We start from the raw sequence: 22,828 nt of genomic DNA, 5'->3' as shown, positions 1-22,828 counted from the left end.
AAAACGGAAGGATATGAATTACACAATCAGCATGACAGACATTCTGCTGGCGGTATCGGTCGGCTGCAACCTCTGGTTCCTGTTCCTGCTCCTTTACGAGCGCATCATGGACACGCGGATTGTCCGCTTCTTCAAGGGCATTGTCGGATTATGGCGGTCACTGGACGGGAATGAGGCTAAACGCATAGCGGCACACGAGGAAGTCCCTGCGGAAAAGGCGGACATCATCGGCAAGAGCCGTTTCAGGATGGCATCCACCCGGACAACCGCTGCCATACCGACGCAAGAAGCCGCCACTATTGAAAAAGGCATTGAGCTGTCGGAGGAAGAGGCTACTTTTGACGACGGAAAAACGGGAAACGCATCCCGCCCGGCACAAGTCCCGGAGGAAAAACTCGATGAGACCTTCACGAGCATACCGCCGGAGGAACTGGGATACGGGGACGACGAACCGGAAGAGGACGCCTCGGACACGCCACGGGCTTCGGGCAGCAGCTTTGACGAGATTGACGACGCCTGCAAGACCGCCAAAAACCCGGACGCGACACAGGCGGAACGTGAAAAGGCGGCTAAGGTGTTCACCGACATGGAGGGCACGGAGTTGTACGAGAAAATGATGGAAGGCTCTTCGGAGATAGGCATCCGCATCAAGGGGCTTATCGAGATTCGGCTGAAGAAATCTGAAAAGGAGTTCGTCGTGCCGGACAACATCGAGGAGTTCGACATTCGCAACTATGTATGACAACAATAAAAGAAATGAACATGAAAGAATGACATCAACCCACGCGGCGAGGAAACGCAAGGCGCATCCCCATCCGCAACGGACACGCCCACGTCCGTGGAAACAAACGGGCATCCACTAAAACCAAAGTAAAGAAACAAAGTATCAACCGCCCGACAAAGGACCATCCACCCTTTTGACGGCAAAAAACAAGAACAGTTTATGAACAAGAACATCTTGAAAAACAGAAAAGCAATCCTCTCCGCGGCACTTGTCATCGCCGCAACCGCCTCCGCTTTCGCGCAGGGAAACGGCATCGCGGGCATCAACGAAGCCACCTCTATGGTGAGTTCTTATTTCGACCCCGGAACTAAACTGATATACGCCATCGGTGCAGTCGTCGGGCTTATCGGGGGCGTAAAAGTGTACGGCAAGTTTTCATCGGGCGACCCCGACACCAGCAAGACAGCCGCCTCGTGGTTCGGCGCGTGCATCTTCCTGATTGTTGCCGCCACCATCCTGCGCTCATTCTTCCTTTAATAAATAATGTATGGCTGAATACCCAATCAACAAGGGTATCGGCCGTCCGGTAGAGTTCAAGGGCTTGAAGGCACAGTACCTCTTCATCTTCTGCGGAGGTCTGCTGGCTCTCTTCGTCCTGTTCGTCATCCTCTACATGGTCGGTATCGACCAGTGGATATGTATCGGCTTCGGCGCGGCATCGTCCTCCCTCCTTGTATGGCAGACCTTCGCGCTGAACGCCCGGTACGGTGAACACGGGCTGATGAAATTAGGAGCGGCACGGAGCCATCCCCGATACCTTATCAACCGGCGGCGGATAACCCGTCTGTTCAAACGACAACGAAAGGAAGAAAGACAATGAGGAATACATCGAAAATGACAACACTGGAAAACAGGTTCCCACTTTTAGCGGTGGAGCATGGCTGCATCATCTCAAAGGACGCCGACATCACGGTGGCTTTCGAGGTGGAACTACCGGAACTTTACACCGTGACGGGTGCGGAGTACGAGGCGATACACAGTTGCTGGTGCAAGGCTATCAAGGTGCTGCCGGACTACTCCGTCGTCCACAAACAGGACTGGTTCATCAAGGAACGCTACAAACCGGAGCTTCAGAAGGACGACATGAGCTTTTTAAGCCGCTCTTTCGAGCGTCACTTCAACGAGCGTCCGTACCTGAAACACACCTGCTACCTCTACCTGACCAAGACAACAAAGGAGCGTAACCGGATGCAGAGCAATTTCAGCACGCTGTGCCGGGGACATATCATCCCGAAGGAGCTGGACAGGGAAACCACGACCAAGTTCTTGGAAGCCTGCGAACAGTTCGAGCGCATCATGAACGACAGCGGGCTTGTCAGGCTGCGCCGCCTCTCCACCGATGAGATTGTGGGTACTGAGGGAAAGACGGGACTTATTGAACGCTACTTCTCGCTCATGCCGGAAGGTGACACCACCTTGCAGGACATCGAGCTTTCGGCAAGGGAGATGCGCATCGGCGACAACCGCCTGTGTCTGCACACCCTCTCCGACGCGGAAGACCTGCCGGGCAAGGTGGCTACCGACACCCGTTACGAGAAGCTCTCCACCGACCGGAGTGACTGCCGACTGTCATTCGCCTCCCCGGTGGGGCTTCTGCTCTCCTGCAACCATATCTACAACCAGTATGTGCTGATAGACAACAGTGAGGAAACCTTGCAGAAGTTCGAGAAGTCCGCCCGTAACATGCAGTCGCTATCTCGCTATTCAAGGAGCAACAGCATCAACCGCGAGTGGATAGACCAATACCTGAACGAAGCCCATTCCTACGGACTGACCTCGGTACGGGCACACTTCAACGTCATGGCGTGGAGCGACGATGCGGAGGAACTGAAGCATATCAAGAACGACGTGGGCAGCCAGTTGGCAAGCATGGAATGCGTGCCGCGCCACAACACCATCGACTGCCCGACACTCTACTGGGCGGCGATACCCGGCAATGCGGCGGACTTCCCGGCGGAAGAGAGTTTCCACACCTTCATCGAACAGGCGGTGTGCCTGTTCACAGAGGAAACCAACTACCGCAGCTCGCTCTCGCCCTTCGGCATCAAGATGGTGGACAGGCTCACGGGAAAACCGCTGCACCTTGACATCTCCGACCTGCCCATGAAGCGAGGTATCACGACCAACCGCAACAAGTTCGTGCTGGGTCCTTCGGGCAGCGGCAAGTCTTTCTTCATGAACCACCTCGTGCGCCAATATTATGAGCAAGGCGCACATGTGGTATTGGTGGACACGGGAAACTCCTATCAGGGCTTGTGCGGCATGATCCGACGCAAGACAGGCGGAGCGGACGGTGTGTATTTCACCTACACGGAAGATAAGCCCATCAGCTTCAACCCGTTCTACACCGACGATTACATCTTCGACGTGGAGAAGAAGGACAGCATCAAGACCCTGTTGCTGACGCTCTGGAAGTCGGAGGACGACAAGGTGACAAAGACGGAGAGCGGCGAGCTGGGCAGTGCCGTGAGTGCCTATATTGAGCGCATCCAATCCGACCGTAGCATCGTGCCGTCGTTCAACACCTTCTACGAGTATATGCGTGACGACTACCGCAAGGAACTGGCACAGCGTGACATCAAGGTGGAGAAGTCCGACTTCAACATCGACAACATGCTCACCACCATGCGGCAGTATTACCGGGGCGGGCGTTACGATTTCCTGCTCAACTCCACGGAGAACATCGACCTGCTCGGCAAGCGGTTCATCGTCTTCGAGATAGATTCGATTAAAGAAAACCGCGAACTGTTCCCCGTCGTGACCATCATCATCATGGAAGCCTTCATCAACAAGATGCGGCGGCTGAAAGGCGTGCGGAAACAGCTTATCGTGGAAGAGGCTTGGAAGGCCCTCTCATCGGCGAACATGGCTGAATATCTGCGCTATATGTATAAGACGGTCAGAAAATATTACGGCGAGGCAATCGTGGTGACGCAGGAGGTGGACGACATTATCAGTTCTCCGGTGGTCAAAGAGAGCATTATCAACAACTCGGATTGTAAAATCCTGCTTGACCAAAGGAAATATATGAACAAGTTCGACCAGATACAGGCGTTGCTCGGACTGACGGAAAAGGAGAAGTCGCAGATACTCTCCATCAACATGGCGAACAACCCTTCACGGCTCTACAAGGAGGTGTGGATAGGCTTGGGCGGCACGCAGTCGGCGGTCTATGCCACGGAGGTCAGCGCGGAAGAGTATCTGGCGTACACCACCGAGGAAACGGAAAAAGTGGAGGTTTACCGTCTGGCGGAGAAGCTGGGCGACGACATCGAAGCCGCCATCCGGCAGCTTGCCGAAAGGCGGAGAAACAAGGAATAACTAAAAAACAGAATGTATCAACCAAAAAAGAAAAACGCGTATGAATTTACCAAAAGTGAAAATGCTGCAAGTCAGCAAGTGCCTTATCGGATTGGCGGTCATGATGCTGCAATCCTGCGACGTGGCCGACAACCGCCGCGACATGCTGTGCGGGAACTGGGAGAGCGTGGAGGGAAAACCTGACGTGCTTATCTACAAGGAGGGCGAAGCCTACAAAGTGACGGTGTTCCGTCGTAGCGGTCTGCGCCGCAAGCTCAAGCCGGAAACCTATCTCTTGCAGGAGGAGAACGGCAACCTGTTCATGAACACCGGCTTCCGCATCGACGTGTCCTACAACGAGGCCACGGATGTGCTGACTTTCTCGCCAAACGGGGACTATGTGCGGGTGAAGCCGCAGCCGGGACATCCGACCGAAGAATAACAACCACTAAAATCCAAAGTAACATGAGAACAAGAATAACAATGATTATCTGCCTGTGCCTGCTTTTCGCGGGCAGGGCAAGCGCACAGTGGGTCGTAAGCGATCCGGGCAATCTAGCGCAGGGCATCATCAATGCCTCCAAAAACATCATCCATACCTCCAAGACCGCCACGAACATGGTGAGCAACTTTCAGGAGACGGTGAAAATCTATCAGCAGGGCAAGAAGTATTACGATGCCCTCAAATCGGTGAACAATCTGGTCAAGGACGCCCGCAAGGTGCAGCAGACCATCCTGATGGTGGGCGACATCACAGACATCTATGTGAACAGTTTCCAACGGATGCTCCGTGACGGGAATTTCAGACCCGAAGAGCTTTCCGCAATCGCTTTCGGCTACACGAAACTGCTGGAGGAAAGCAACGAAGTGTTGACGGAACTCAGGAACGTGGTGAACATCACCACGCTCTCCATGACCGACAAGGAGCGCATGGACGTGGTGGAACGCTGCCACTCGAAGATGAAGCGTTACCGCAACCTCGTGAGCTACTACACGAACAAGAACATCTCCGTGAGTTACCTGCGTGCGAAAAAGAAGAACGACCTCGACCGCATCATGGGGCTGTACGGGAACATGAACGAAAGATACTGGTAGCCTATGAAGTTCGACAACCTTCATCAGATTTTACGTTCACTTTATGAGCAGATGATGCCGCTGTGTGGGGACATGGCTGGTGTGGCGAAAGGCATCGCCGGGCTGGGTGCGCTGTTCTACGTCGCCTACCGGGTATGGCAGTCGCTGGCGAGAGCTGAACCGATAGACGTATTCCCGATGCTCCGTCCTTTTGCCATCGGTCTGTGCATCATGTTCTTCCCGACTGTGGTGCTGGGCACGATAAACAGCATCCTCTCACCCGTCGTACAGGGCACGGCAAAGATGCTGGAGGCGGAAACGCTGGACATGAACCGATACCGGGAGCAGAAGGACAAACTGGAATACGAGGCGATGGTACGCAACCCCGAAACCGCCTACCTCGTGTCCAACGAGGAATTTGACAAGCAACTGGAGGAACTCGGCTGGTCGCCCTCCGACATGGTGACGATGGCGGGAATGTATATCGACCGGGGAATGTACAACATGAAGAAGAGCATCCGCGACTTCTTCCGCGAGATACTCGAACTGCTGTTCCAAGCCGCCGCCCTCGTGATAGACACCGTCCGCACCTTCTTTCTCGTGGTGCTGGCGATTCTCGGTCCGATAGCCTTCGCCCTGTCGGTATGGGACGGTTTCCAAAACACGCTCACGCAGTGGATATGCCGCTATATACAGGTCTATCTGTGGCTACCGGTATCGGACATGTTCAGCACCATACTGGCGAAGATACAGGTTCTGATGCTGCAAAACGACATCGAGCGGATGCAGGCAGACCCGAACTTCTCGCTGGATTCGAGCGACGGGGTGTATATCGTATTCCTCTGCATCGGCATCATCGGCTACTTTACCATTCCCACCGTTGCGGGCTGGATTATCCAAGCCGGAGGCATGGGCGGTTACGGTCGCAACGTGAACCAGATGGCGGGACGAGCCGGAAGCATGGCGGGCAGCGTGGCGGGTGCAGCCGCAGGAAACGCAGTCGGACGTGTCGGCAAATTGCTGAAATAATCAATGTGCAATCATAAATTGGAAAATATAAATGGAATTCAAATCACTTAGAAACATCGAATCGTCGTTCAGGCAGATACGCCTGTTCGGTATCGTCTTCCTCTCGCTGTGCGCCGTGGTGACGGTGTGGAGCGTGTGGAACTCCTACCGTTTCGCAGAGAAGCAACGGGAGAAAATCTATGTGCTGGACAACGGCAAGAGCCTGATGCTCGCCTTGTCTCAGGATTTGTCGCAGAACCGCCCGGCGGAGGCACGGGAACATGTGCGCCGTTTCCACGAGATGTTCTTCACGCTATCACCTGAAAAAAGCGCGATTGAACACAACGTGAAACGTGCCTTGCTGCTGGCGGACAAGAGCGTGTACCACTATTATTCGGACTTCGCGGAGAAGGGGTACTACAACCGCATCATCGCCGGGAACATCAACCAAGTGCTGAAGGTGGACAGCGTGGTGTGCGACTTCAACGCCTATCCCTACCGTGCCGTGACCTACGCCACACAGAAAATCATCCGGCAGAGCAACGTCACCGAGCGCAGCCTCGTGACCACCTGCCGCCTGCTGAACGCATCGCGGTCGGATGACAACCCGAACGGTTTTACCATCGAGGGTTTCACCATCATTGAGAACAAGGATTTACAGACTATCAAACGGTAACAGGACATGAAAAGTATCAGAAAATCAATGTGGGGCATGTATTGGAAACTCCACGACAAACGGAAACGCTTGGCGGCAAGTCTCAAAGGGTATCTGGACGGCTTGCCGCCGGAAACACGCCGCCGCATCGTGCTGGGGATGTTCGCCGCCTTCGCGGTGCTTGCCCTTTACACCTTCGGCAGAGCCGTCTATGACATCGGCAGGAACGACGGCTCACATATGGAAACGGGACACGCCGGACGGGTGGAACTGCCGACCCCGGCGGAAACAGGCAATCACTTAACACCTTATTTATATGGAACAGACAAAGAATGAACCTAAAAACGAGAACAAGGCGGCTCCCGACAACGGGAAACCGAAGAACCGACGCCAAGCCGAGAGCCATCATGCCTGCTTGAATGGCCAAGGCGCGAAGGAGGAAGGCAAAGCCAAGGAGCGTAAGCCGCTGACAGAGGCGCAACGGCTGAAACGTCAGAAAATGATAGTGCTGCCCGCTATGGTGCTGGTATTCATCGGGGCTATGTGGCTGATATTCGCCCCGTCCTCCGGCAAGGAGCAACCGCCGGGAACGGACGGATACAACACCGAGATGCCCGATGCTGACAAGGCGAACCGCCAGATCATCGGCGACAAGGCGAAAGCCTACGAGCAGGGGGCGATGGAGGAGCGGCAAGAGAACCGCAGCCGCGCCATGCAGGAACTGGGCGATATGTTCGACCGCGAGGTGGCGGAAACGGACGGTGGCAGGGACTTCTACCTTGCCAATCCCGGTGGTACGGAAGAGAATGTGAAGTCCGCCCCGAAGACCATCCAGTCCTCCGCAGCCGCATATCGCGACCTTAATGCCACGCTCGGCAACTTCTACGAGCAGCCGAAGAACGACAACGCGGAGATGAACGAACTGCTGGAGCGTATCGCCTCGCTGGAATCGGAATTGGAAAGCGAGAAAGGCAAGGCGTCCGCTATGGATGACCAAGTGGCACTTATGGAGAAGTCCTATGAACTGGCGGCAAAGTACATGGGCGGACAGAACGGCACACAGCCACCTGTTGGACAGGCGACAGAGCCTTGCCTCGTGCAGAAAGCCGGAAAGAACACGGCTGCACCTGTCAGGCAGGTGGCGCATCAGGTTGTATCCTCGCTCTCACAGCCGATGAGCAACGCCGAGTTTGTCGCCTCCTTCTCGCAAGAGCGTAACCGCAGTTTCAATACGGCGGTGGGCGTCACGACCGTATCGGACAAAAACACCATATCGGCGTGCGTCTATGGGGCGCAGAGTGTGACGGACGGGCAGGCTGTCAAGCTCCGTCTGTTGGAGCCGATGGCGGTGGCGGACAAAATCATCCCCCATAATGCGGTGGTGGTCGGCACGGCAAAGATTCAGGGCGAACGGCTTGATATTGAAATTACTTCGCTGGAATATGCGGGTACGATTATCCCGGTAGAACTGGCGGTGTATGACACGGACGGGCAGCCCGGTATCTTCATTCCGAACTCTATGGAAATGAATGCCGTCAGGGAGGTTTCCGCCAACATGGGCGGCTCGCTGGGCAGCAGCATCAATATCTCCACCAACGCAGGGGCGCAACTCGCCTCCGATTTGGGTAAGGGGCTGATACAAGGAACCAGCCAGTATATCGCCAAGAAGATGCGTACCGTCAAAGTGCATCTGAAAGCCGGGTACAAGGTCATGCTCTATCAGGACAGGAATTGAAAGTAATAACAATCAACGACTAACAAAAAAACAACAATCCAATTTTTATTTACCACTAAAATCTAAAGTAATGAGAAAAGTAATCATCATGTTTGCCCTCGCTATGGGCATCGTAACTGCCAACGCGCAGGAGAACGTAACCGTTGGAACGGACAACGGAAGTGAACAACCGACCTTGACAAAGGAGGTCTATCCGCAGAAGGAGGCGGACGGCGACCTGTATCACGGGCTGACGAAGAAGCTGACCTTCGACCGCATGGTTCCTCCGCACGGCTTGGAAGTAACCTACGACAAGACCGTTCACGTCATTTTCCCCTCGGAGGTGCGCTACGTCGATTTAGGCTCGCCCGACCTGATTGCGGGCAAAGCCGACGGAGCGGAGAATGTCATCCGCGTGAAAGCTACCGTGAGGAACTTCCCGAACGAAACCAATATGTCCGTGATAACGGAGGACGGGAGTTTCTATACCTTCAACGTGAAATATGCCGCTGAACCGCTGCTGCTCAACGTGGAGATGTGCGACTTCATCCATGACGGCGAAAAGGTGAACCGCCCGAACAACGCTCAGGAAATCTACCTGAAGGAACTGGGCAGCGAAAGCCCGATGCTGGTACGCCTTATCATGAAGTCCATCCACAAGCAGAACAAGCGCGAGGTGAAGCACATCGGCTGCAAGCGATTCGGCATCCAGTACCTGCTGAAAGGTATCTACACGCATAACGGTTTGCTCTATTTCCACACGGAGATAAAGAACCAGAGCAATGTGCCTTTCGACGTGGACTACATCACATGGAAAATCGTGGACAAGAAGGTGGCGAAGCGTACCGCCGTGCAGGAGCAGATTATCCTGCCACTCCGTGCGCAGAATTACGCCACGCTCGTGCCGGGCAAGAAGAGCGAGCGCACGGTGTTCACGATGGCGAAGTTCACCATCCCCGATGACAAGTGCCTCGTGGTGGAACTCAACGAGAAGAACGGAGGTCGCCACCAGTCTTTCGTGATTGAGAACGAGGACTTGGTGCGTGCCAATACCATCAACGAACTTCAAGTGCGCTGACCATGAGAAAGTACATCGCAATAATCATCGCATCGCTTGCCCTGTGTACGGGGCAGGCGCACGCCCAGCGATGCCTGCCGAAGATGCAGGGCATCGAGATCAGGGCGAACATGGCGGACGGTTTCAATCCAGGCGGCAACGACGGCGGGTACAGCTTCGGGGCGGCTCTTTCCACCTACACGAAAAAGGGGAACAAATGGGTGTTCGGCGGCGAATACCTGTTGAAGAACAACCCTTACAAGGACGGGAAGATACCCGTGGCGCAGTTCACGGCGGAGGGCGGATACTACTTCAAGATACTCTCCGATGCCCGTAAAATCGTGTTCGTCTATGCAGGTGCTTCGGCTCTTGCCGGATATGAATCGGTGAACTGGGGCGAAAAGGTGCTGCATGACGGCTCCACGCTTCATGACCGGGATGCCTTCATCTACGGCGGTGCGCTGACGTTCGATGTGGAGTTTTACGTGGCAGACCGTATCGCTCTGCTCGCCAACCTCCGGGAGCGTTGCCTGTGGGGTGGCGACACGAGGAAGTTTCATACGCAGTTCGGGGTCGGCATCAAGTTCATCATCAACTGATACGCCGCATGGAACGAACGGAAATCGACGTCATGAGGCATATACCCCTTGCGGACTTCCTCGCACGGCTGGGACATGAGCCTGTCCGAAGAAGCGGAAACGAGTTGTGGTATCGTGCGCCATACCGCAATGAGCGCACGCCATCTTTCCGTGTGAACGTGGCAAAACAGCTCTGGTACGACTTCGGGCTGGGCAAGGGCGGCGACATCTTCACGCTTGCCGGGGAGTTTATCAGAAGCAACGACTTCATGGAGCAAGTGAAATTCATAGCGGAAACTGTCAATATGCCTATGCCTGTTCCCGAAGGGAGCAAACCGACTTTCCTGCCTAAACCGTCAGAACCTGCCTTTGAGGGAGTGGAAGCCGTCCCGCTGCTTCGTTCTCCACTGACGGATTATCTTGCGGAACGGGGCATCCCTTACGTTGTCGCATCACGCTATTGCTGCCGACTGAATTACGGTGTGCGTGGCAAACGGTATTTCACCGTCGGCTTTCCGAATGTGACGGGCGGGTATGAAATCCGCAGCCGCTTCTTCAAGGGATGCATACCTCCGAAGTCTGTATCACTGGTAAAGGCGAATGACATCCCGGCTGACGAGTGCCTCGTGTTCGAGGGCTTCATGGACTTTCTCTCTGCCGTGACGCTTGGTGTAACCGGTAACGCTGACTGTCTTGTGCTGAACTCAGTCGCCAACGTGGAGAAGGCGGCGGGATTGCTGGACGGATACGGGCGCATCGGCTGCTTCCTCGACCGTGACGAAGCCGGACGGCGGACGCTTGCCGCACTTACCATGCGATACGGGGAACGTGTCACCGACCGTTCCTCCCTCTATGACGGTTGCAAGGACTTGAACGAGTACCTGCAACTGACAACGAAAAAACAGAAAAACAACCATCTAAAAATCGAAGAACAATGAACATACTGAACAACAGAAACAAGAGAACATCAATATTCAAGGCAGTGGCGTTATGCCTGATAGCCGCCATGTCATTCACCCTCGTGTCATGTGACGATGACATGGACATCCAGCAGTCCTATCCCTTCACGGTGGAGGTCATGCCCGTGCCGAACAAGGTAGTAAAGGGGCAGACAGTGGAAATCCGCTGTGAACTGAAAAAGGAGGGCGACTTTTCGGGTACGCTCTATACCATCCGCTATTTCCAGTTCGAGGGGGAAGGCTCGCTCAAAATGGATAACGGCATCACCTTCCTGCCTAACGACCGCTACCTGCTGGAGAACGAAAAATTCCGCCTGTACTACACGGCGGCGGGTGATGAGGCGCATAATTTCATCGTGGTGGTGGAGGATAACTTTAGCAACTCCTACGAACTGGAATTTGACTTCAACAACAGGAATGTAAAGGACGACGATCTTACCATCGTTCCCATCGGCAACTTCAGCCCCTTGTTGAAATGATGCGTGTATTCATGACAATGCTCTGTTCACTTCTGACGGTCTGTTCTGTGTCCGCGCAGATCAGCCGCCAAGAGGGAACGGACGGGCAGGCGGCAATCTACCGACTGCCGCTTATGGAACGTGCTTTTTTATGCTGCCGCTACTTTGAAGGCTGGCACTCAGAAAAACACTACCCATACGTCGGTTGGGGTCACAAACTTTTGCCAAACGAGAAGTATTCGGCACGAACCATGACAAAACGGGATGCGGATGAACTTTTGCGGAAAGACCTGCGCAAATTTGTCGCCATGTTCCGTAAATTCGGGGTTGATTCGATTTTGCTTGGCACGTTAGCTTACAATGTGGGACCGGCGAAGCTGTTAGGCAGCAAAACAATCCCCAAAAGCACCTTAATCAAGAAGCTGGAAGCTGGTGACAGGAACATCTACCGTGAGTATATAGCCTTCTGCAACTACAAAGGAAAACGCCACGCCATGCTGCTCAAACGGAGAAAGGCGGAGTTTGCGCTGTTGTATATCCCATAAAAGGACTGACAAAACTGGCAAAAGACGTGCCATATTTAACTTGGCACGTCTTTTGCTCTATCACTTGATAGATTATCGTAGGATTTTCTCGTTAATTGACATCGTTGAGCCATTTTTGCCTATCGGTTTCCAAATAACACTTCAAGTTGTAAGTGTTGTGAGAGCAATACAAAACATAGTTATTAACCATAAAAAGTATAGCGAAATTATGAAGAAAGTATTTAGGAAAATTCAGAAAGGAACAACAAAAATGATTGAACGTATCAAATCGTTGGGGGAAATGGAGACGAAGCAGAAATGTGTAGTTCAACGGTTCGAGATTATCATTCCCCTCCACCAAAAAATAACGACCCAATATATAGCCTCCGCAAGTTTTACTTGCGGATTTTTTAGTTATCGCAGATTGGACAAAGGTTTCTTTGCTACTTTCTTTGTCCGCCATCATGCTCACTGAAAGAAAGTAGGGCGGCTCTCGCCGCCCCGCCACTCAAAAGCGTGTGTAAAGTCCCGTCACCATCGTGAACATTTCCTCCAGCATATCAAAATAGATACCCTCGTGTACGGCAATGTCCTTTGTCTTGCACTCAAAGGTCTTTTTGCTGAACGTCCTGCGGTAGAAGCGCATATTGTAGAGGTCTGCCCCTTCGTCATAGATGATGTCAAGGCGGTTGGCACTTGTTTTGTTCCTTGCAAGGCTCATCCGTAAGCCGTTGCCCATATCTATGAAATCACGGCTACCTGTCATGGCGGTGAAGCGTTTTCCGCCTATCTGCTGTAATATCGTCTTGGCTATCATATCTTTTGTTTTTAGGGTTTTAAGTATTGGCGGTGCGGACACCGCCATCCCGTTCAAAATTCTCGCATTTCGGAAATGGGGGTCTGCCGTTGTAGCCACTCTTTCACACATTCCATATTGTACTCGCTCGTGATGACTGCCGTATGGCTGTCGGTGGCGGTGAAACGTGTGCTTTCGTAATCATCTATCCACCCCTTGAGGGTGTCCGTTCCCCACGCTCCGGTATCGTCAAAGATACCGTCCAATGCCGTGATAGGTTCGCTGAACTTGACTATCAGCGTTTGATAGGTCGTGTTCATAGTCTGTCCTCCTTTCCCTTCTTTGCGTTCAGCCACTTGTCCCGTGCGGCTCGGCACTCGTCCAACGTGGGTTTGACACAAGAGAACAATTCTCTGTCTATGGGGTGGCGGTAGTCGTACTGCACAAGTGTCCGCCTGCGTCTTCCGATACCCGATTGGAAACGCTCGTATTTCTCCGTACCTGCTTCCGCGCAGGTGCTTACTCCGTTGATGGTCATTCGTGTTGTCATAATGTTGCTTTTTAGATGGTTAAAAATGTACTGACAGAACTCTGTTCTTCATCACCATTTCGGGGTTGCTTGTGTAGCGTTGGTGCAGGTAGAAATGGTGTGAGCCGAAGCCGTAAAGGAAAAACTTGTCAAGTTCGTGCTTCTCGGCAAACTCCTTTACGCTCTTTCTCAATTCCCCCTCACTCGTTGTGAGAGTGAGGAGGTTCACAAATTCAAGGAACATCGTGGGGATTGCATCATCCCACACACAAATCATACTTTCAATTCTTACTTCCATATCAATGTTGTTTTAGGGGTTATGCTATGCCGCTTTCATCCGCTCACGGATAAGGTTGGCGTTCTTGTTCACAAGGTCTATGATGCGCTCGTGATATTCGGTGTCCTGGTTGTGCTTGCCGTGGCACTGCACCACTTCGAGGGTTCGCAAGTCCACCTCTACGGTTTCAATAATCTCATCGCCAATCCTTGCCGATAGTATGAGGGTGTCGGCTTTCTTGTAGTATCCACTGCCAAACACGCAGATGCCCTGCGTCTTGCCCTCGTTGTAATACTCGTCTATGCTTTCAAGCACCTTGACGATTATTTCCTCGTCCGTGATTACCAAGCCGAAGAATTTGGATTTGTTGGCGATGAAATCCTCCGCATCTTTCTTTCGTTGGAGTTGTCGCTGTTGCTCACGCTCACGCCTTTCAATCTCCCAACGGCGTTGCTCTGCGGCTCTTTCCTTCTCGTGTATGGCTTCAATTTTTCGGGTTGCGTTGTCGTGTGCCGCCATGAAATCTTCGGGACAGATGTTCTTCGGGTTACGGAGGTCTTGACCGAGTTTTTTGAGCATACGCAGATAGTCGCACCACATTGAGAGGTTGTCTATCTGATACTTGTGACGCTTGGCAATCAGATATGATGCCCAACATTCATCGGCAGTACGGGTATTGAAAAGAAAGTGTTTCATGACCTCAATCTCACCGCCTTTCATAAGGGTTTCAATTCTTGGGTCTGAAAGCAAGGCTTTGAAAAGACGCACGGGGGAGATGCCGTGGAAATCGCCCTTGAAGCCGTTACGTCTGAGTTGGGGCAATATCCTCATCTTTGGATATGCACAGCTTCTTGCCACCACATCATCGTATAGGCTGTTGTGCGGTCTTACCTCCATATCGCTGCCTAATGCCCACACATCGCAATAGCAGAAAAGGAAGCCACGGAGCAACGCCATGTCCGTAACCTTGCCGTCGGGTGAAATCCAACGCTGCACGACCTCGTGGCAGTAGAAACGCATCGGTTCGCCTTTCCTGCTCTCGCATCTGACCTGCGCCACGCGGATTACCTGATACCCTTTGCAGGTGGTTATCACGCTGAAATTCTGCGTTTCCTTGTAGATGCGTCTGCGTGTGTCCTGCACTTTGAGTTCGGCATGGCATTTGGGGCAGGTGCAGCCTTCAAGGGTGTCGCATAGTCCGCTGTCGCTGTGCCACTCGTGACCGCAGTCGGAACAGGTGATGTTCCCTTTCTTGGTGCGGTAGCCGATATGCTCAACGCAGTGGCGGTATGCCCAATCTATTTGTGTCGCTGATATGGGGCGAAGGTTGGCGGAAAGTCTTGCCACCTCTTTCTGTATCTTGGTCTTCGGTTTCATAAGCCTAAATCAAATAATGAGGGTTGGGGTTGGTTTTCTTTTCTCGCTGACGGTCTGTGGCGGTTCTGCAACTTGCGGAGTTCCTCCTCTTGGTATTTGCGGACAGCGTTCTGACGTGCCTCCGCCTTTTCCTCTGCCGTGAGTTTCACAACGTGGTTCACAACCACTTGGCAGTCCATCGGTTTGCCCACCTCTATCTCGTTTTCCTCATAGTAGTGGATGGCTTGCCCGAATATCTCTCCGTCCGTGAAACCGTTGCAACCGCTTTTCTGCACATAGTTCAGAATGTGGGTCACGCACTCGTCCATGTTCTTGGCAGGGTTGCGGTACTTCTTTGCAAATAGCGCATCTTCCTCCGCACGCTGTTCCAAGTACATATATATCGTTCTCTTGAAATGGTCTGTTCCTTTCATATCGCTGTCATTTTTAGATTATCTGTTTCAGTATCTCTCTCCAATAGGTCGGCTCTACCTCGCTGAGAAGGAAGTCCATGAAATCCCTCCGTGCGTCCTTGTTCAGTTCGTGGTACAATCTTCGGAAAGTTTCAAAATTGCCGTTGATGTACGTTTCCACCATATACACGAAGATGTTGTCCACCTCGTAATATCTGCACTGCTGCGCTGCCGTCTTGCTGTTTCTTTTTGCCATGTCGGTAAGGGTTAAAGGGTGAATAACCAAAGGATGAAGCCAAAGAAGGCAATGGTGGAAAGGATAGCCACGATTACACCTATCGCCACTCGGAACACTCCGTTTACAATCTCTCTGATGATGCCCCAAAGGATGCCGAACACCCCGAAGGCGGTGCGCATCATCAAGCCGCATATCGCCAACCCGATGTGTTGCGCCATTTGTCTGAAATTTGCCGTTGCCGTCATATCTTCGCTGTTTTTGATTTTTTTGTTTTTAATGCGGATTCAAGAGCTGAGGGAGTTGAGTTTCAAACTATCTTATCTGCCTCTCGTTTATCCGACATTTTTTTTATGCGTCTTTCTGTCGCATCGGTCGTTTTCGTTTCGGGTGCTTGAAAAGGTAGGGATTAGGGAATGCAAGGTTTTTCGGTCAAAATACTACCCGCAGGGCTGGAGATTTTTACCGAAAACAGGAGGCTTGACCTTGCTTTCCCGTCCAATCCCGGAATTACCTTTGCGCCCAGAACGAAAATGACTGACTGATGCGGCTTACTGAAAGGCGCAAAATGGAGGTAAACGAAAACAGAGGCAGATTGTGTAGAAAAAAACTTCAGGGGAAAATCCGTAAAAAAAAGAATCACCAAAAGGAAAAAGACATCACCGGAAGCGTGAAAAGGGCAAACCACAACAAAGGAAGTATGATTGTTTCCGATCCGACGGAACTTGTTCAGCCGGGTGGCAACAATCATTCTTCCCGGTTTGTCCGGCTGTGTGTGGGCGCCTGTTTCATTCATGGGGCAGGCTGACACACTCTGCATTCACTTTCCGCTTCCGGCAAAAGAGACAGCGAAAAAAGAAAAATCATTTGAAAACCCGTAAAAGCACCTCTTGGCATAGGCGCAAAAGAAAGGGGCATTGCTTCATCTGTCTAAACATCGTTTAGGCGTGAGGCAATGCCCTTTTCTCCAGCTATGCGGTAGTCGGCACACGTTTGTTCCAAACTCGTTTTGGGCAATGGTGTGCCGACGGACAATACCGCTTTTACGGAAAATTCTTATGAATGAGGGGATAAAAAACGGGAGTTTATATCAAAATCTCGAATTAAATAGCTACTTTTGCATACGAAGAGTTCTTTGAAGGTTACGCAACGCGCAGAAGGATAATGCAGTAGATAACTAACTAAATCGTAACCTATTACTATCAAGAGCAATTAACCTACGCTCATTTCCAATAAATTACACTCTTTTCGTAACTTCTGCAGGCGAAGATACGAAAAACTATGCGGCAATGCGAAAAAGTTGTCCGATATAGATTTTTTTTATATCTTCGCTTTCTCAAATAGACGCCTGTTATGACAATCATCCAACTCGAATATCTGCTGGCCGTGGCCAACTGCGGGAGTTTCTCGCTTGCGGCCGAACATTGTTTTGTGACGCAACCTTCTTTGAGCATGCAGGTTAAGGCGCTTGAAGAGGAGCTTGGCGTGGTGCTTCTGGACCGTTCGAAAAAGCCCGTCATTCCCACCGAGGCGGGCGAGGTGGTGCTGGAACAGGCGCGCGAGACGATCAAGGCGTACAATTACATCAAGGAGGCCGTTTCGGAGCTCAAGGGCGAAACCGCGGGCAAACTGCGGCTGGGCGTCATCCCGACCATCGCGCCCTACCTGCTGCACAAATTCATTCCGGCCTTCGTGCGCGACTACCCGAAGGTCGAGCTGGAAATATCCGAGATGATCACTTCGGACATCGTCGAGGCGCTCAAGCGCGACCGTATCGACGCGGCGCTGGTCGCCAGCGGCACCTGCGGCGAGGGCATCCTCGAGCAGGAGCTTTTCAACGACCGCTTCTACGCTTACGTGTCGCCCGAAAATCCGCTCTATGAGCGGCAGAATATCCGTATCGAGGAGATCGACCTCAAGGACCTGGTGATCTTGAGCCCCGGCAACTGCATGCGCGACCAGATCATCGAACTCTGCCAGGCCCGGCGTTCGATGCCGTCGCACTATTCGTTCGAATCGGGTTCGCTGGATACGCTCATGCGGATCGTCGACTGCACGTCGTGTCTGACGATCATTCCCGAAATGGCCGTCGAATACATCCCCTCGGACCGCCGCGACCGGCTGAAAACCCTTTCGAAAGGGGCTACCTCGCGCAAGATCGCCGTCGCCGTGCGCCGCACCTACGTCAAGAACTCGATCATCCGGGCCTTGACCGAGACCATTCTGGCCAATGTTCCGGGTGCGAAGGCATAGCTTCCGCTCTCTGAAAGAATGCGCCCGGCCTGCAAAACGCAGGCCGGGCGCATGTCGATTATCCGGTCGGTTATTCCGGAATCGTTACTTTGGTCGCTTTTCCCGTCCAGTCGGCGAAGATTGATTTGCCGTCGGAAAGTTTGACGGAGAGTTTGACGGAGAAATTATCCCCGTCTCTGGTGACAGTGAGCATTCCGTAGGAGACTGTTGCCGAAGAGATGTCGTCTCCATTGCTTACCGTAATTCTTTCAAACGAGTGTACGATGTCGAACTCTGTTTCACCGATTGCCCCGACGGAGAGGTATGGTCTGAGAGGCCCGGTTTGGGTAACGGGTTCTGTGAGGTCGATAGTTTTGCCTATCAGGGATTCAGAAACTTCTATATCGACACCGTAGTCGGACATTGTAAACGGTAATGTTGAAAAATACTCTCTGAATAGAATGAGGTCGTATGAGGTTTCCCATTGCTCGTCGGCTTTTTCTTCCACATAGAAAGCGCTTTTGACCTCGCAGATCTGACCATTGACGGTGATCGTCTGCATGGTGGTTACTTTTTCGTCCTTGCAGGACGTCGTGGCCAGTGCGAGTGCGCCGGTCAGACAGAACATGAAGATTTTTCGCATAAATTGAACTTGGGTTAGTTGGAGTATCTCCAAAAGTAGTGATAAAAAACGAATCCGGCGACAAAAAGGGCGAAATAATGAATCGCTTCCGGAACAATATGCCCGCTTGCGGCGCGATTTTTACCGCGTTGCTTTCAAATCTCATTCTCTTTTCATACCTTTGCAAGGTTATAGATACCTATTGAACATTTATGGATAAACTGATCGAAACGATCGTCAGCGCGATTGAAGATAAAAAAGGTAAGAATATTGTATCGTTGGACCTCTCGGGATTCGATGGAGCGATCTGTTCGCATTTCGTGGTCTGCAACGCCGATTCCACGACGCAGGTGTGCGCCATAGCCGCCGAAATCGAGGAGAAGGTGTTCGAGAAATTGGGCGAGAAGGTGTGGCGCATCGAAGGCCAGCAGAACGGCGTGTGGGTCGCCATGGACTATGTGGACGTCGTGGTGCACATTTTCCAGACCGAGCTTCGGAGCTTCTACAAGCTCGAGGAGCTGTGGGCCGACGCACCGCTGGTGAAATATGAATACGAAGAGTAATCCGGATTATGGCACAGAAAAGCAAGAACAACAATAAAATGAATATGAACATGCCGCGGCCTTCGATGCTGTGGATCTACGGCCTGATCGGTTTGTTCATCATCGGCTGGTGTCTGTTCGACGGCAGCAATGAAGCGCCGCTGCCCAGCGACTGGACCACCGTGCAGGAGATGGTCGAGAAGGGCGACGTGGAGAAGATCCAGGTCGTGAACCGCGACCAGGCGCAGGTGTTCCTGAAAAAGGAGGCCGGCGAGAAGTACCGTAACGATCAGGTGGACAAGCGTTTCCGCCGCCTGCCCGAGTCGGGCGTGCAGCTGACTTTCACCATCGGTTCGGTAGATTCGTTTCGCGAGGATTTGAAGGCCGCCGAGGAGAAGTCGGGGCAGACCGTTCCGGTGATCTATGAAAACAAGGCCAACGACTGGACCTCGATTCTGATCAACCTGCTGCCGTGGGTGGTGATCATCGGAGCGTGGTTCTTCATCATGCGCTCCATGTCGCGCGGCGCGGGCGCCGGAGGCGGCGGTGGCATTATGAACGTCGGCAAAGCCAAGGCGCAGGTCTTCGACAAGGACAACTCCAAGCGCGTGACGTTCAAGGATGTGGCTGGCCTGGAGGAGGCGAAGGTCGAGATCATGGAGATCGTCGATTTCCTCAAGAAGGCCGACAAATACAAGGAGCTGGGCGCCAAGATTCCGAAGGGCGCGCTGCTCGTAGGCCCTCCGGGAACGGGCAAGACCCTGCTGGCCAAGGCCGTCGCAGGGGAGGCCAACGTGCCGTTCCTCTCGATTTCGGGTTCCGATTTCGTCGAGATGTTCGTCGGCGTGGGCGCCTCGCGTGTCCGCGACCTGTTCGAGCAGGCCAAGCAGAAGGCTCCCTGCATCGTCTTCATCGACGAGATCGACGCCATCGGCCGCGCCCGCGGCAAGAACGCCGGATTCTCGGGCAACGACGAGCGCGAAAATACGCTGAACCAGCTTCTGACGGAGATGGACGGCTTCCAGACCAATACGGGCGTCATCGTTTTGGCCGCCACCAACCGGGCCGACATCCTCGACAAGGCGCTGATGCGCGCCGGGCGTTTCGACCGCCAGATCGAGGTGGGACTTCCCGACGTGAAGGAGCGCGAGGAGATTTTCAACGTCCACCTGCGTCCGCTGAAGCTCGATCCGCAGCTGGACCGTTCGTTCCTGGCGCGCCAGACCCCCGGTTTCTCGGGCGCCGACATCGCCAACGTCTGCAACGAGGCCGCGCTGATCGCCGCGCGCCACAACAAGAAATTCATTTCGAAAGAGGACTTCCTCGCCGCCATCGACCGCATCGTGGGCGGCCTGGAGCGCAAGAACAAGATCATCACCGACGAGGAGAAGCGCGTGATCGCCTTCCACGAGGCGGGACACGCCACGGTGAGCTGGATTCTGGAGCATGCCAGCCCGCTGATCAAGGTGACGATCATCCCGCGCGGCAAGGCGCTGGGCGCCGCCTGGTATCTGCCCGAGGAGCGTCAGATCACCACGCGCGAGCAGATGATGGACGAACTGGCCGCTACGCTCGGAGGCCGCGTTTCCGAGCAGCTGACCTTCGGCGAGATTTCGACCGGGGCACTCAACGACCTGGAGCGCGTCACCAAGCAGGCTTATGCCATGGTGGCCTACTACGGCATGAGCGAGAACGTCGGTACGCTCTCCTTCTACGACTCCACGGGCCAGAGCGACATGGCCTTCACGAAGCCCTATTCGGAACTGACGGCCCAGCAGATCGACGCCGAGGCCAAGCAGGTGATCGAGAAGGCCTACAAGATGGCCGAGAAGGTGCTCCGCGAACATGCCGACGGTCTGAAAGAGCTGGCCGAACTGCTGCTCTCCCGCGAGGTGGTCTTCACCGAGGACGTCGAGCGCATCTTCGGGCGCCGCAAGAAGGACATCGAACGCGAACGCCGCGAGGCCGAGGCGAAAGCCAGGGCCGAGGGCGGCAAACCCGCCGGAGAGGAGCCGCAGGCCGGCAAGCAGGCCGCCGCGGTCGCCGATCCTTCGGCCAAATCGGATAAGTCCGAAACGGCCGAACCGGCTCCCGTAGCTCCGGCCGTTGCCGCGCCCGAAACCGAATGACCCCGTTGAAACCCAACTACACCCTTAAAAAACAATGAGTGAAAAAATGAAGAACCTCTGGGTGCGCACTGTGAGCGGGGCTGTCCTCGCCGTGGTGATGCTGGGGGCTATCGCATGGTCGCAATGGAGTTTCGGCCTGCTGCTGGCGGCGTTGCTGGTCGTCGGCATGACGGAGTTCTATTCCCTGGCCGGGGAGCAGGGCAGCAATCCCCAGCGGATCGTCGGACTGGCTGCGGGACTCGTGCTTTTCGCCCTGAATTTCGCATTCGTGTCGGACGACATCCAGATACTCGGCAGCGCCCGGCAGGCTTTCGCCTGCGGAATGGCCCTTCTGCTGTTGCTGCTGCCCGCCATGTTCATCTGCGAACTTTACCGCCGTCGGGAGAATCCCGCCGCCAATATCGGCATCACTTTCATGGGCGTCGTCTACGTGGCGCTGCCGTTCTCGCTGATGTGTTACATTCCGATCATCGGCAGCGAGACGTGGAGTCCCTGGATGATGATTTTCTACGTTTTCATCATCTGGGCCAATGACGTTTTCGCCTATCTGGTGGGCATGTCCGTCGGCAGGCACCGCCTGTGCGAACGCCTTTCGCCCAAGAAGTCGTGGGAAGGGTTCTTCGGCGGCATCGCCGGGGCCGTTGTCCTGGGACTCGTCGCCGCCCGCGTGATGGACGGCAGCTGTTGGGTGTGGGCCGGGCTGGCGCTCGTCGCGGCCGCTACGGGGGTTCTGGGCGACCTGGTGGAGTCGATGTTCAAGCGCGCCGCCGGGGTCAAGGATTCGGGAACGTTGATTCCCGGTCACGGCGGAGTGCTGGACCGCTTCGACGCCATGCTGCTCTCGGCGCCGTTCGTCTTCGTCTATATGCTTTTTGTGATGTAACTGCAAACTTAACCGTGTTATGAGAATCAATAAGGAAGGATACAAAATCATCGGCATCTCGGGCGCTGTCTGCCTGCTTCTGTGGTGGCTGTTTTACCATTTGCTGGTCCACGATGCGAACGTCTCGCTGCTGTGGTTCAGCACCCTCGTGCTGCTGCTGTTCTGGTTCTTCATCGTAGCCTTCTTCCGCGAACCCCGCCGGGTGCGCATCCACGACGCCGATCTGGTCTTCGCTCCCTGCGACGGCCGCGTGGTCGTGACGGAGGTCGTCTCCGAGGACGAGTACCTCAAGGAGGAGATGTTGCAGATTTCGATCTTCATGTCCATTACGAACGTCCACATGAACTGGGTCCCCGTGGGCGGCGAGGTGGAGTATTTCAAATACCATCCGGGGCGTTTCCTGGTGGCCTGGCACCCCAAATCCTCGACCGAGAACGAACGCACGACGACCGTGGTGCGGATGCCCTCGGGCCAAAAGGTGCTCTTCCGCCAGATCGCGGGACTGATCGCCCGGCGCATCATCTCGTATATGACCGTCGGTCATCAGGTCGAGCAGAACAGCGTCTGCGGATTCATCAAGTTCGGCTCGCGCGTCGACGTGCTCGTCCCCAAGGACAGCGAACTGCTGGTGGAGATCGGCGATCCCACGGTGGGTTCGCAGACTCCGATCGCCCGGCTGCGCAAGAACCTCGAAAACGAATAA

General features: G+C 53.9%; 32 protein-coding genes. 22 read left to right on the top strand and 10 right to left on the bottom strand.

The features are described from left to right. Positions 1-13 precede the first annotated feature (13 nt). The 16 genes from DWW03_RS09920 to DWW03_RS17000 all read left to right on the top strand — a co-directional run bounded on the left by DWW03_RS09920 (position 14) and on the right by DWW03_RS17000 (position 12,586). Entirely contained in the window at positions 14-742 is a 729-nt protein-coding gene (locus DWW03_RS09920) for a hypothetical protein (RefSeq protein ID WP_004304280.1), read from the top strand. 201 nt (positions 743-943) lie between these two features. Further along, on the top strand, positions 944-1,261 hold the full coding sequence (locus DWW03_RS09915) for a DUF4134 domain-containing protein (protein ID WP_002560983.1): 318 nt from the start codon (positions 944-946) through the stop codon (positions 1,259-1,261). Between the two features lie 10 nt (positions 1,262-1,271). Further along, positions 1,272-1,604, top strand: coding sequence for a DUF4133 domain-containing protein (locus DWW03_RS09910; RefSeq protein ID WP_004291514.1), 333 nt, complete (start codon positions 1,272-1,274; stop codon positions 1,602-1,604). Continuing rightward, positions 1,601-4,105 (top strand): TraG family conjugative transposon ATPase, encoded by a 2,505-nt coding sequence (locus DWW03_RS09905; protein WP_004291515.1) that lies wholly within the window; start codon positions 1,601-1,603, stop codon positions 4,103-4,105. Before DWW03_RS09910 ends, DWW03_RS09905 begins: the two co-directional genes overlap by 4 nt. A 40-nt stretch (positions 4,106-4,145) precedes the next feature. Beyond that, entirely contained in the window at positions 4,146-4,526 is a 381-nt protein-coding gene (locus DWW03_RS09900; protein ID WP_004291516.1) for a DUF3876 domain-containing protein, read from the top strand. A 23-nt stretch (positions 4,527-4,549) separates the two neighbouring features. Next, positions 4,550-5,179: a DUF4141 domain-containing protein gene (locus DWW03_RS09895; RefSeq protein ID WP_004304283.1), complete on the top strand. Its 630-nt coding sequence runs from the start codon at positions 4,550-4,552 to the stop codon at positions 5,177-5,179. Between the two features lie 3 nt (positions 5,180-5,182). After that, the gene (traJ, locus tag DWW03_RS09890) at positions 5,183-6,187 is read left to right on the top strand and encodes a conjugative transposon protein TraJ (RefSeq protein ID WP_004291518.1); all 1,005 of its coding nucleotides are present in this window, start codon (positions 5,183-5,185) and stop codon (positions 6,185-6,187) included. Positions 6,188-6,218: 31 nt separating this feature from the next. After that, entirely contained in the window at positions 6,219-6,842 is a 624-nt protein-coding gene (gene traK, locus DWW03_RS09885; RefSeq protein ID WP_004291519.1) for a conjugative transposon protein TraK, read from the top strand. A gap of 6 nt (positions 6,843-6,848) precedes the next feature. After that, positions 6,849-7,157: a TraL conjugative transposon family protein gene (locus DWW03_RS16600; protein WP_004291520.1), complete on the top strand. Its 309-nt coding sequence runs from the start codon at positions 6,849-6,851 to the stop codon at positions 7,155-7,157. Further along, positions 7,138-8,556, top strand: a complete 1,419-nt coding sequence (traM, locus tag DWW03_RS09880; RefSeq protein WP_118406681.1) for a conjugative transposon protein TraM — start codon at positions 7,138-7,140, stop codon at positions 8,554-8,556. The genes DWW03_RS16600 and traM overlap by 20 nt, the downstream gene beginning before the upstream one ends. 70 nt (positions 8,557-8,626) lie before the next feature. Beyond that, on the top strand, positions 8,627-9,613 hold the full coding sequence (traN, locus tag DWW03_RS09875) for a conjugative transposon protein TraN (protein WP_007749017.1): 987 nt from the start codon (positions 8,627-8,629) through the stop codon (positions 9,611-9,613). Between the two features lie 2 nt (positions 9,614-9,615). Beyond that, positions 9,616-10,191 (top strand): conjugal transfer protein TraO, encoded by a 576-nt coding sequence (locus tag DWW03_RS09870; protein ID WP_007749013.1) that lies wholly within the window; start codon positions 9,616-9,618, stop codon positions 10,189-10,191. Between the two features lie 8 nt (positions 10,192-10,199). Next, positions 10,200-11,108 (top strand): toprim domain-containing protein, encoded by a 909-nt coding sequence (locus DWW03_RS09865; RefSeq protein ID WP_118406680.1) that lies wholly within the window; start codon positions 10,200-10,202, stop codon positions 11,106-11,108. Continuing rightward, positions 11,105-11,608, top strand: coding sequence for a DUF3872 domain-containing protein (locus DWW03_RS09860; protein WP_004291525.1), 504 nt, complete (start codon positions 11,105-11,107; stop codon positions 11,606-11,608). The genes DWW03_RS09865 and DWW03_RS09860 overlap by 4 nt, the downstream gene beginning before the upstream one ends. Next, on the top strand, positions 11,605-12,132 hold the full coding sequence (locus tag DWW03_RS09855; protein ID WP_004291526.1) for a glycoside hydrolase family protein: 528 nt from the start codon (positions 11,605-11,607) through the stop codon (positions 12,130-12,132). The genes DWW03_RS09860 and DWW03_RS09855 overlap by 4 nt, the downstream gene beginning before the upstream one ends. Before the next feature lie 64 nt (positions 12,133-12,196). Continuing rightward, positions 12,197-12,586: a hypothetical protein gene (locus DWW03_RS17000; protein WP_004291527.1), complete on the top strand. Its 390-nt coding sequence runs from the start codon at positions 12,197-12,199 to the stop codon at positions 12,584-12,586. 33 nt (positions 12,587-12,619) lie between these two features. Here DWW03_RS17000 and DWW03_RS09845 read toward each other — a convergent pair whose 3' ends face one another. From DWW03_RS09845 to DWW03_RS09800, 9 genes are all read right to left on the bottom strand, one after another. After that, positions 12,620-12,928 carry a hypothetical protein gene (locus DWW03_RS09845; protein ID WP_004304290.1) on the bottom strand — a complete coding sequence of 103 codons (309 nt, stop codon included), beginning with the start codon at positions 12,926-12,928 and terminating at the stop codon, positions 12,620-12,622. Positions 12,929-12,981: 53 nt separating this feature from the next. Beyond that, positions 12,982-13,227, bottom strand: a complete 246-nt coding sequence (locus DWW03_RS09840; protein ID WP_004291529.1) for a DUF6956 domain-containing protein — start codon at positions 13,225-13,227, stop codon at positions 12,982-12,984. Further along, positions 13,224-13,457: a DUF3873 domain-containing protein gene (locus tag DWW03_RS09835; RefSeq protein WP_004304291.1), complete on the bottom strand. Its 234-nt coding sequence runs from the start codon at positions 13,455-13,457 to the stop codon at positions 13,224-13,226. The genes DWW03_RS09840 and DWW03_RS09835 overlap by 4 nt, the downstream gene beginning before the upstream one ends. Positions 13,458-13,476: 19 nt before the next feature. Next, positions 13,477-13,734, bottom strand: a complete 258-nt coding sequence (locus tag DWW03_RS09830; protein WP_004291531.1) for a hypothetical protein — start codon at positions 13,732-13,734, stop codon at positions 13,477-13,479. A 24-nt stretch (positions 13,735-13,758) separates the two neighbouring features. Continuing rightward, positions 13,759-15,090, bottom strand: a complete 1,332-nt coding sequence (locus DWW03_RS09825) for a PcfJ domain-containing protein (protein ID WP_004291532.1) — start codon at positions 15,088-15,090, stop codon at positions 13,759-13,761. Beyond that, positions 15,087-15,503 carry a PcfK-like family protein gene (locus tag DWW03_RS09820; RefSeq protein ID WP_004291533.1) on the bottom strand — a complete coding sequence of 139 codons (417 nt, stop codon included), beginning with the start codon at positions 15,501-15,503 and terminating at the stop codon, positions 15,087-15,089. Before DWW03_RS09820 ends, DWW03_RS09825 begins: the two co-directional genes overlap by 4 nt. Before the next feature lie 13 nt (positions 15,504-15,516). Further along, complete coding sequence (locus DWW03_RS09815; protein WP_004291534.1) at positions 15,517-15,738, bottom strand: hypothetical protein; 222 nt, start codon at positions 15,736-15,738, stop codon at positions 15,517-15,519. Positions 15,739-15,749: 11 nt separating this feature from the next. Further along, positions 15,750-15,965: a hypothetical protein gene (locus DWW03_RS09810; RefSeq protein WP_004291535.1), complete on the bottom strand. Its 216-nt coding sequence runs from the start codon at positions 15,963-15,965 to the stop codon at positions 15,750-15,752. A gap of 161 nt (positions 15,966-16,126) precedes the next feature. Then, on the bottom strand, positions 16,127-16,537 hold the full coding sequence (locus DWW03_RS09800; RefSeq protein ID WP_004291538.1) for a hypothetical protein: 411 nt from the start codon (positions 16,535-16,537) through the stop codon (positions 16,127-16,129). A gap of 106 nt (positions 16,538-16,643) precedes the next feature. Between DWW03_RS09800 and DWW03_RS16995 the strand changes: the two genes are divergently transcribed. Both DWW03_RS16995 and DWW03_RS09790 read left to right on the top strand, forming a co-directional pair. Continuing rightward, positions 16,644-16,856 (top strand): hypothetical protein, encoded by a 213-nt coding sequence (locus DWW03_RS16995; protein ID WP_007567577.1) that lies wholly within the window; start codon positions 16,644-16,646, stop codon positions 16,854-16,856. A 214-nt stretch (positions 16,857-17,070) separates the two neighbouring features. After that, the gene (locus DWW03_RS09790; RefSeq protein ID WP_015547874.1) at positions 17,071-17,970 is read left to right on the top strand and encodes a hydrogen peroxide-inducible genes activator; all 900 of its coding nucleotides are present in this window, start codon (positions 17,071-17,073) and stop codon (positions 17,968-17,970) included. Between the two features lie 70 nt (positions 17,971-18,040). Here the strand turns inward: DWW03_RS09790 and DWW03_RS09785 are convergent, their stop codons facing one another. Then, positions 18,041-18,592: a hypothetical protein gene (locus DWW03_RS09785; protein ID WP_229028796.1), complete on the bottom strand. Its 552-nt coding sequence runs from the start codon at positions 18,590-18,592 to the stop codon at positions 18,041-18,043. A gap of 191 nt (positions 18,593-18,783) precedes the next feature. On the opposite strand from DWW03_RS09785, the gene rsfS reads away from it, so the two are divergent. The 4 genes from rsfS to DWW03_RS09765 are packed head-to-tail and all read left to right on the top strand — an operon-like array spanning position 18,784 to position 22,828. Next, positions 18,784-19,134, top strand: a complete 351-nt coding sequence (gene rsfS / locus DWW03_RS09780) for a ribosome silencing factor (RefSeq protein ID WP_015547873.1) — start codon at positions 18,784-18,786, stop codon at positions 19,132-19,134. Between the two features lie 8 nt (positions 19,135-19,142). Next, a complete protein-coding gene (gene ftsH, locus DWW03_RS09775; protein ID WP_118406679.1) occupies positions 19,143-21,242 on the top strand; it encodes an ATP-dependent zinc metalloprotease FtsH in 2,100 nt (699 codons plus the stop codon). A gap of 34 nt (positions 21,243-21,276) precedes the next feature. After that, positions 21,277-22,125 carry a phosphatidate cytidylyltransferase gene (locus DWW03_RS09770; protein ID WP_229028797.1) on the top strand — a complete coding sequence of 283 codons (849 nt, stop codon included), beginning with the start codon at positions 21,277-21,279 and terminating at the stop codon, positions 22,123-22,125. Positions 22,126-22,144: 19 nt separating this feature from the next. After that, positions 22,145-22,828, top strand: a complete 684-nt coding sequence (locus DWW03_RS09765; RefSeq protein ID WP_022061039.1) for a phosphatidylserine decarboxylase family protein — start codon at positions 22,145-22,147, stop codon at positions 22,826-22,828.

Origin of the sequence: Alistipes sp. AF14-19, from assembly GCF_003461645.1 — a bacterium.
GTDB classification, from domain to species: Bacteria; Bacteroidota; Bacteroidia; order Bacteroidales; family Rikenellaceae; genus Alistipes; species Alistipes shahii.
Note: the sequence above shows the minus strand (reverse complement) of the source record. Positions and strands in the feature narration are given on the sequence as shown.

Excerpts from the sequence above, each read along its gene's own strand:
- DWW03_RS09920 (WP_004304280.1), top strand. The coding sequence starts at position 14 with ATGAATTACACAATCAGCATGACAGACATTCTGCTGGCGGTATCGGTC.
- DWW03_RS09915 (WP_002560983.1), top strand. The coding sequence starts at position 944 with ATGAACAAGAACATCTTGAAAAACAGAAAAGCAATCCTCTCCGCGGCA.
- DWW03_RS09910 (WP_004291514.1), top strand. The coding sequence starts at position 1,272 with ATGGCTGAATACCCAATCAACAAGGGTATCGGCCGTCCGGTAGAGTTC.
- DWW03_RS09905 (WP_004291515.1), top strand. The coding sequence starts at position 1,601 with ATGAGGAATACATCGAAAATGACAACACTGGAAAACAGGTTCCCACTT.
- DWW03_RS09900 (WP_004291516.1), top strand. The coding sequence starts at position 4,146 with ATGAATTTACCAAAAGTGAAAATGCTGCAAGTCAGCAAGTGCCTTATC.
- DWW03_RS09895 (WP_004304283.1), top strand. The coding sequence starts at position 4,550 with ATGAGAACAAGAATAACAATGATTATCTGCCTGTGCCTGCTTTTCGCG.
- traJ (WP_004291518.1), top strand. The coding sequence starts at position 5,183 with ATGAAGTTCGACAACCTTCATCAGATTTTACGTTCACTTTATGAGCAG.
- traK (WP_004291519.1), top strand. The coding sequence starts at position 6,219 with ATGGAATTCAAATCACTTAGAAACATCGAATCGTCGTTCAGGCAGATA.
- DWW03_RS16600 (WP_004291520.1), top strand. The coding sequence starts at position 6,849 with ATGAAAAGTATCAGAAAATCAATGTGGGGCATGTATTGGAAACTCCAC.
- traM (WP_118406681.1), top strand. The coding sequence starts at position 7,138 with ATGGAACAGACAAAGAATGAACCTAAAAACGAGAACAAGGCGGCTCCC.
- traN (WP_007749017.1), top strand. The coding sequence starts at position 8,627 with ATGAGAAAAGTAATCATCATGTTTGCCCTCGCTATGGGCATCGTAACT.
- DWW03_RS09870 (WP_007749013.1), top strand. The coding sequence starts at position 9,616 with ATGAGAAAGTACATCGCAATAATCATCGCATCGCTTGCCCTGTGTACG.
- DWW03_RS09865 (WP_118406680.1), top strand. The coding sequence starts at position 10,200 with ATGGAACGAACGGAAATCGACGTCATGAGGCATATACCCCTTGCGGAC.
- DWW03_RS09860 (WP_004291525.1), top strand. The coding sequence starts at position 11,105 with ATGAACATACTGAACAACAGAAACAAGAGAACATCAATATTCAAGGCA.
- DWW03_RS09855 (WP_004291526.1), top strand. The coding sequence starts at position 11,605 with ATGATGCGTGTATTCATGACAATGCTCTGTTCACTTCTGACGGTCTGT.
- DWW03_RS09845 (WP_004304290.1), bottom strand. The coding sequence starts at position 12,928 with ATGATAGCCAAGACGATATTACAGCAGATAGGCGGAAAACGCTTCACC.
- DWW03_RS09840 (WP_004291529.1), bottom strand. The coding sequence starts at position 13,227 with ATGAACACGACCTATCAAACGCTGATAGTCAAGTTCAGCGAACCTATC.
- DWW03_RS09835 (WP_004304291.1), bottom strand. The coding sequence starts at position 13,457 with ATGACAACACGAATGACCATCAACGGAGTAAGCACCTGCGCGGAAGCA.
- DWW03_RS09830 (WP_004291531.1), bottom strand. The coding sequence starts at position 13,734 with ATGGAAGTAAGAATTGAAAGTATGATTTGTGTGTGGGATGATGCAATC.
- DWW03_RS09825 (WP_004291532.1), bottom strand. The coding sequence starts at position 15,090 with ATGAAACCGAAGACCAAGATACAGAAAGAGGTGGCAAGACTTTCCGCC.
- DWW03_RS09820 (WP_004291533.1), bottom strand. The coding sequence starts at position 15,503 with ATGAAAGGAACAGACCATTTCAAGAGAACGATATATATGTACTTGGAA.
- DWW03_RS09815 (WP_004291534.1), bottom strand. The coding sequence starts at position 15,738 with ATGGCAAAAAGAAACAGCAAGACGGCAGCGCAGCAGTGCAGATATTAC.
- DWW03_RS09810 (WP_004291535.1), bottom strand. The coding sequence starts at position 15,965 with ATGACGGCAACGGCAAATTTCAGACAAATGGCGCAACACATCGGGTTG.
- DWW03_RS09800 (WP_004291538.1), bottom strand. The coding sequence starts at position 16,537 with ATGCAGAGTGTGTCAGCCTGCCCCATGAATGAAACAGGCGCCCACACA.
- DWW03_RS09790 (WP_015547874.1), top strand. The coding sequence starts at position 17,071 with ATGACAATCATCCAACTCGAATATCTGCTGGCCGTGGCCAACTGCGGG.
- DWW03_RS09785 (WP_229028796.1), bottom strand. The coding sequence starts at position 18,592 with ATGCGAAAAATCTTCATGTTCTGTCTGACCGGCGCACTCGCACTGGCC.
- rsfS (WP_015547873.1), top strand. The coding sequence starts at position 18,784 with ATGGATAAACTGATCGAAACGATCGTCAGCGCGATTGAAGATAAAAAA.
- ftsH (WP_118406679.1), top strand. The coding sequence starts at position 19,143 with ATGGCACAGAAAAGCAAGAACAACAATAAAATGAATATGAACATGCCG.
- DWW03_RS09770 (WP_229028797.1), top strand. The coding sequence starts at position 21,277 with ATGAGTGAAAAAATGAAGAACCTCTGGGTGCGCACTGTGAGCGGGGCT.
- DWW03_RS09765 (WP_022061039.1), top strand. The coding sequence starts at position 22,145 with ATGAGAATCAATAAGGAAGGATACAAAATCATCGGCATCTCGGGCGCT.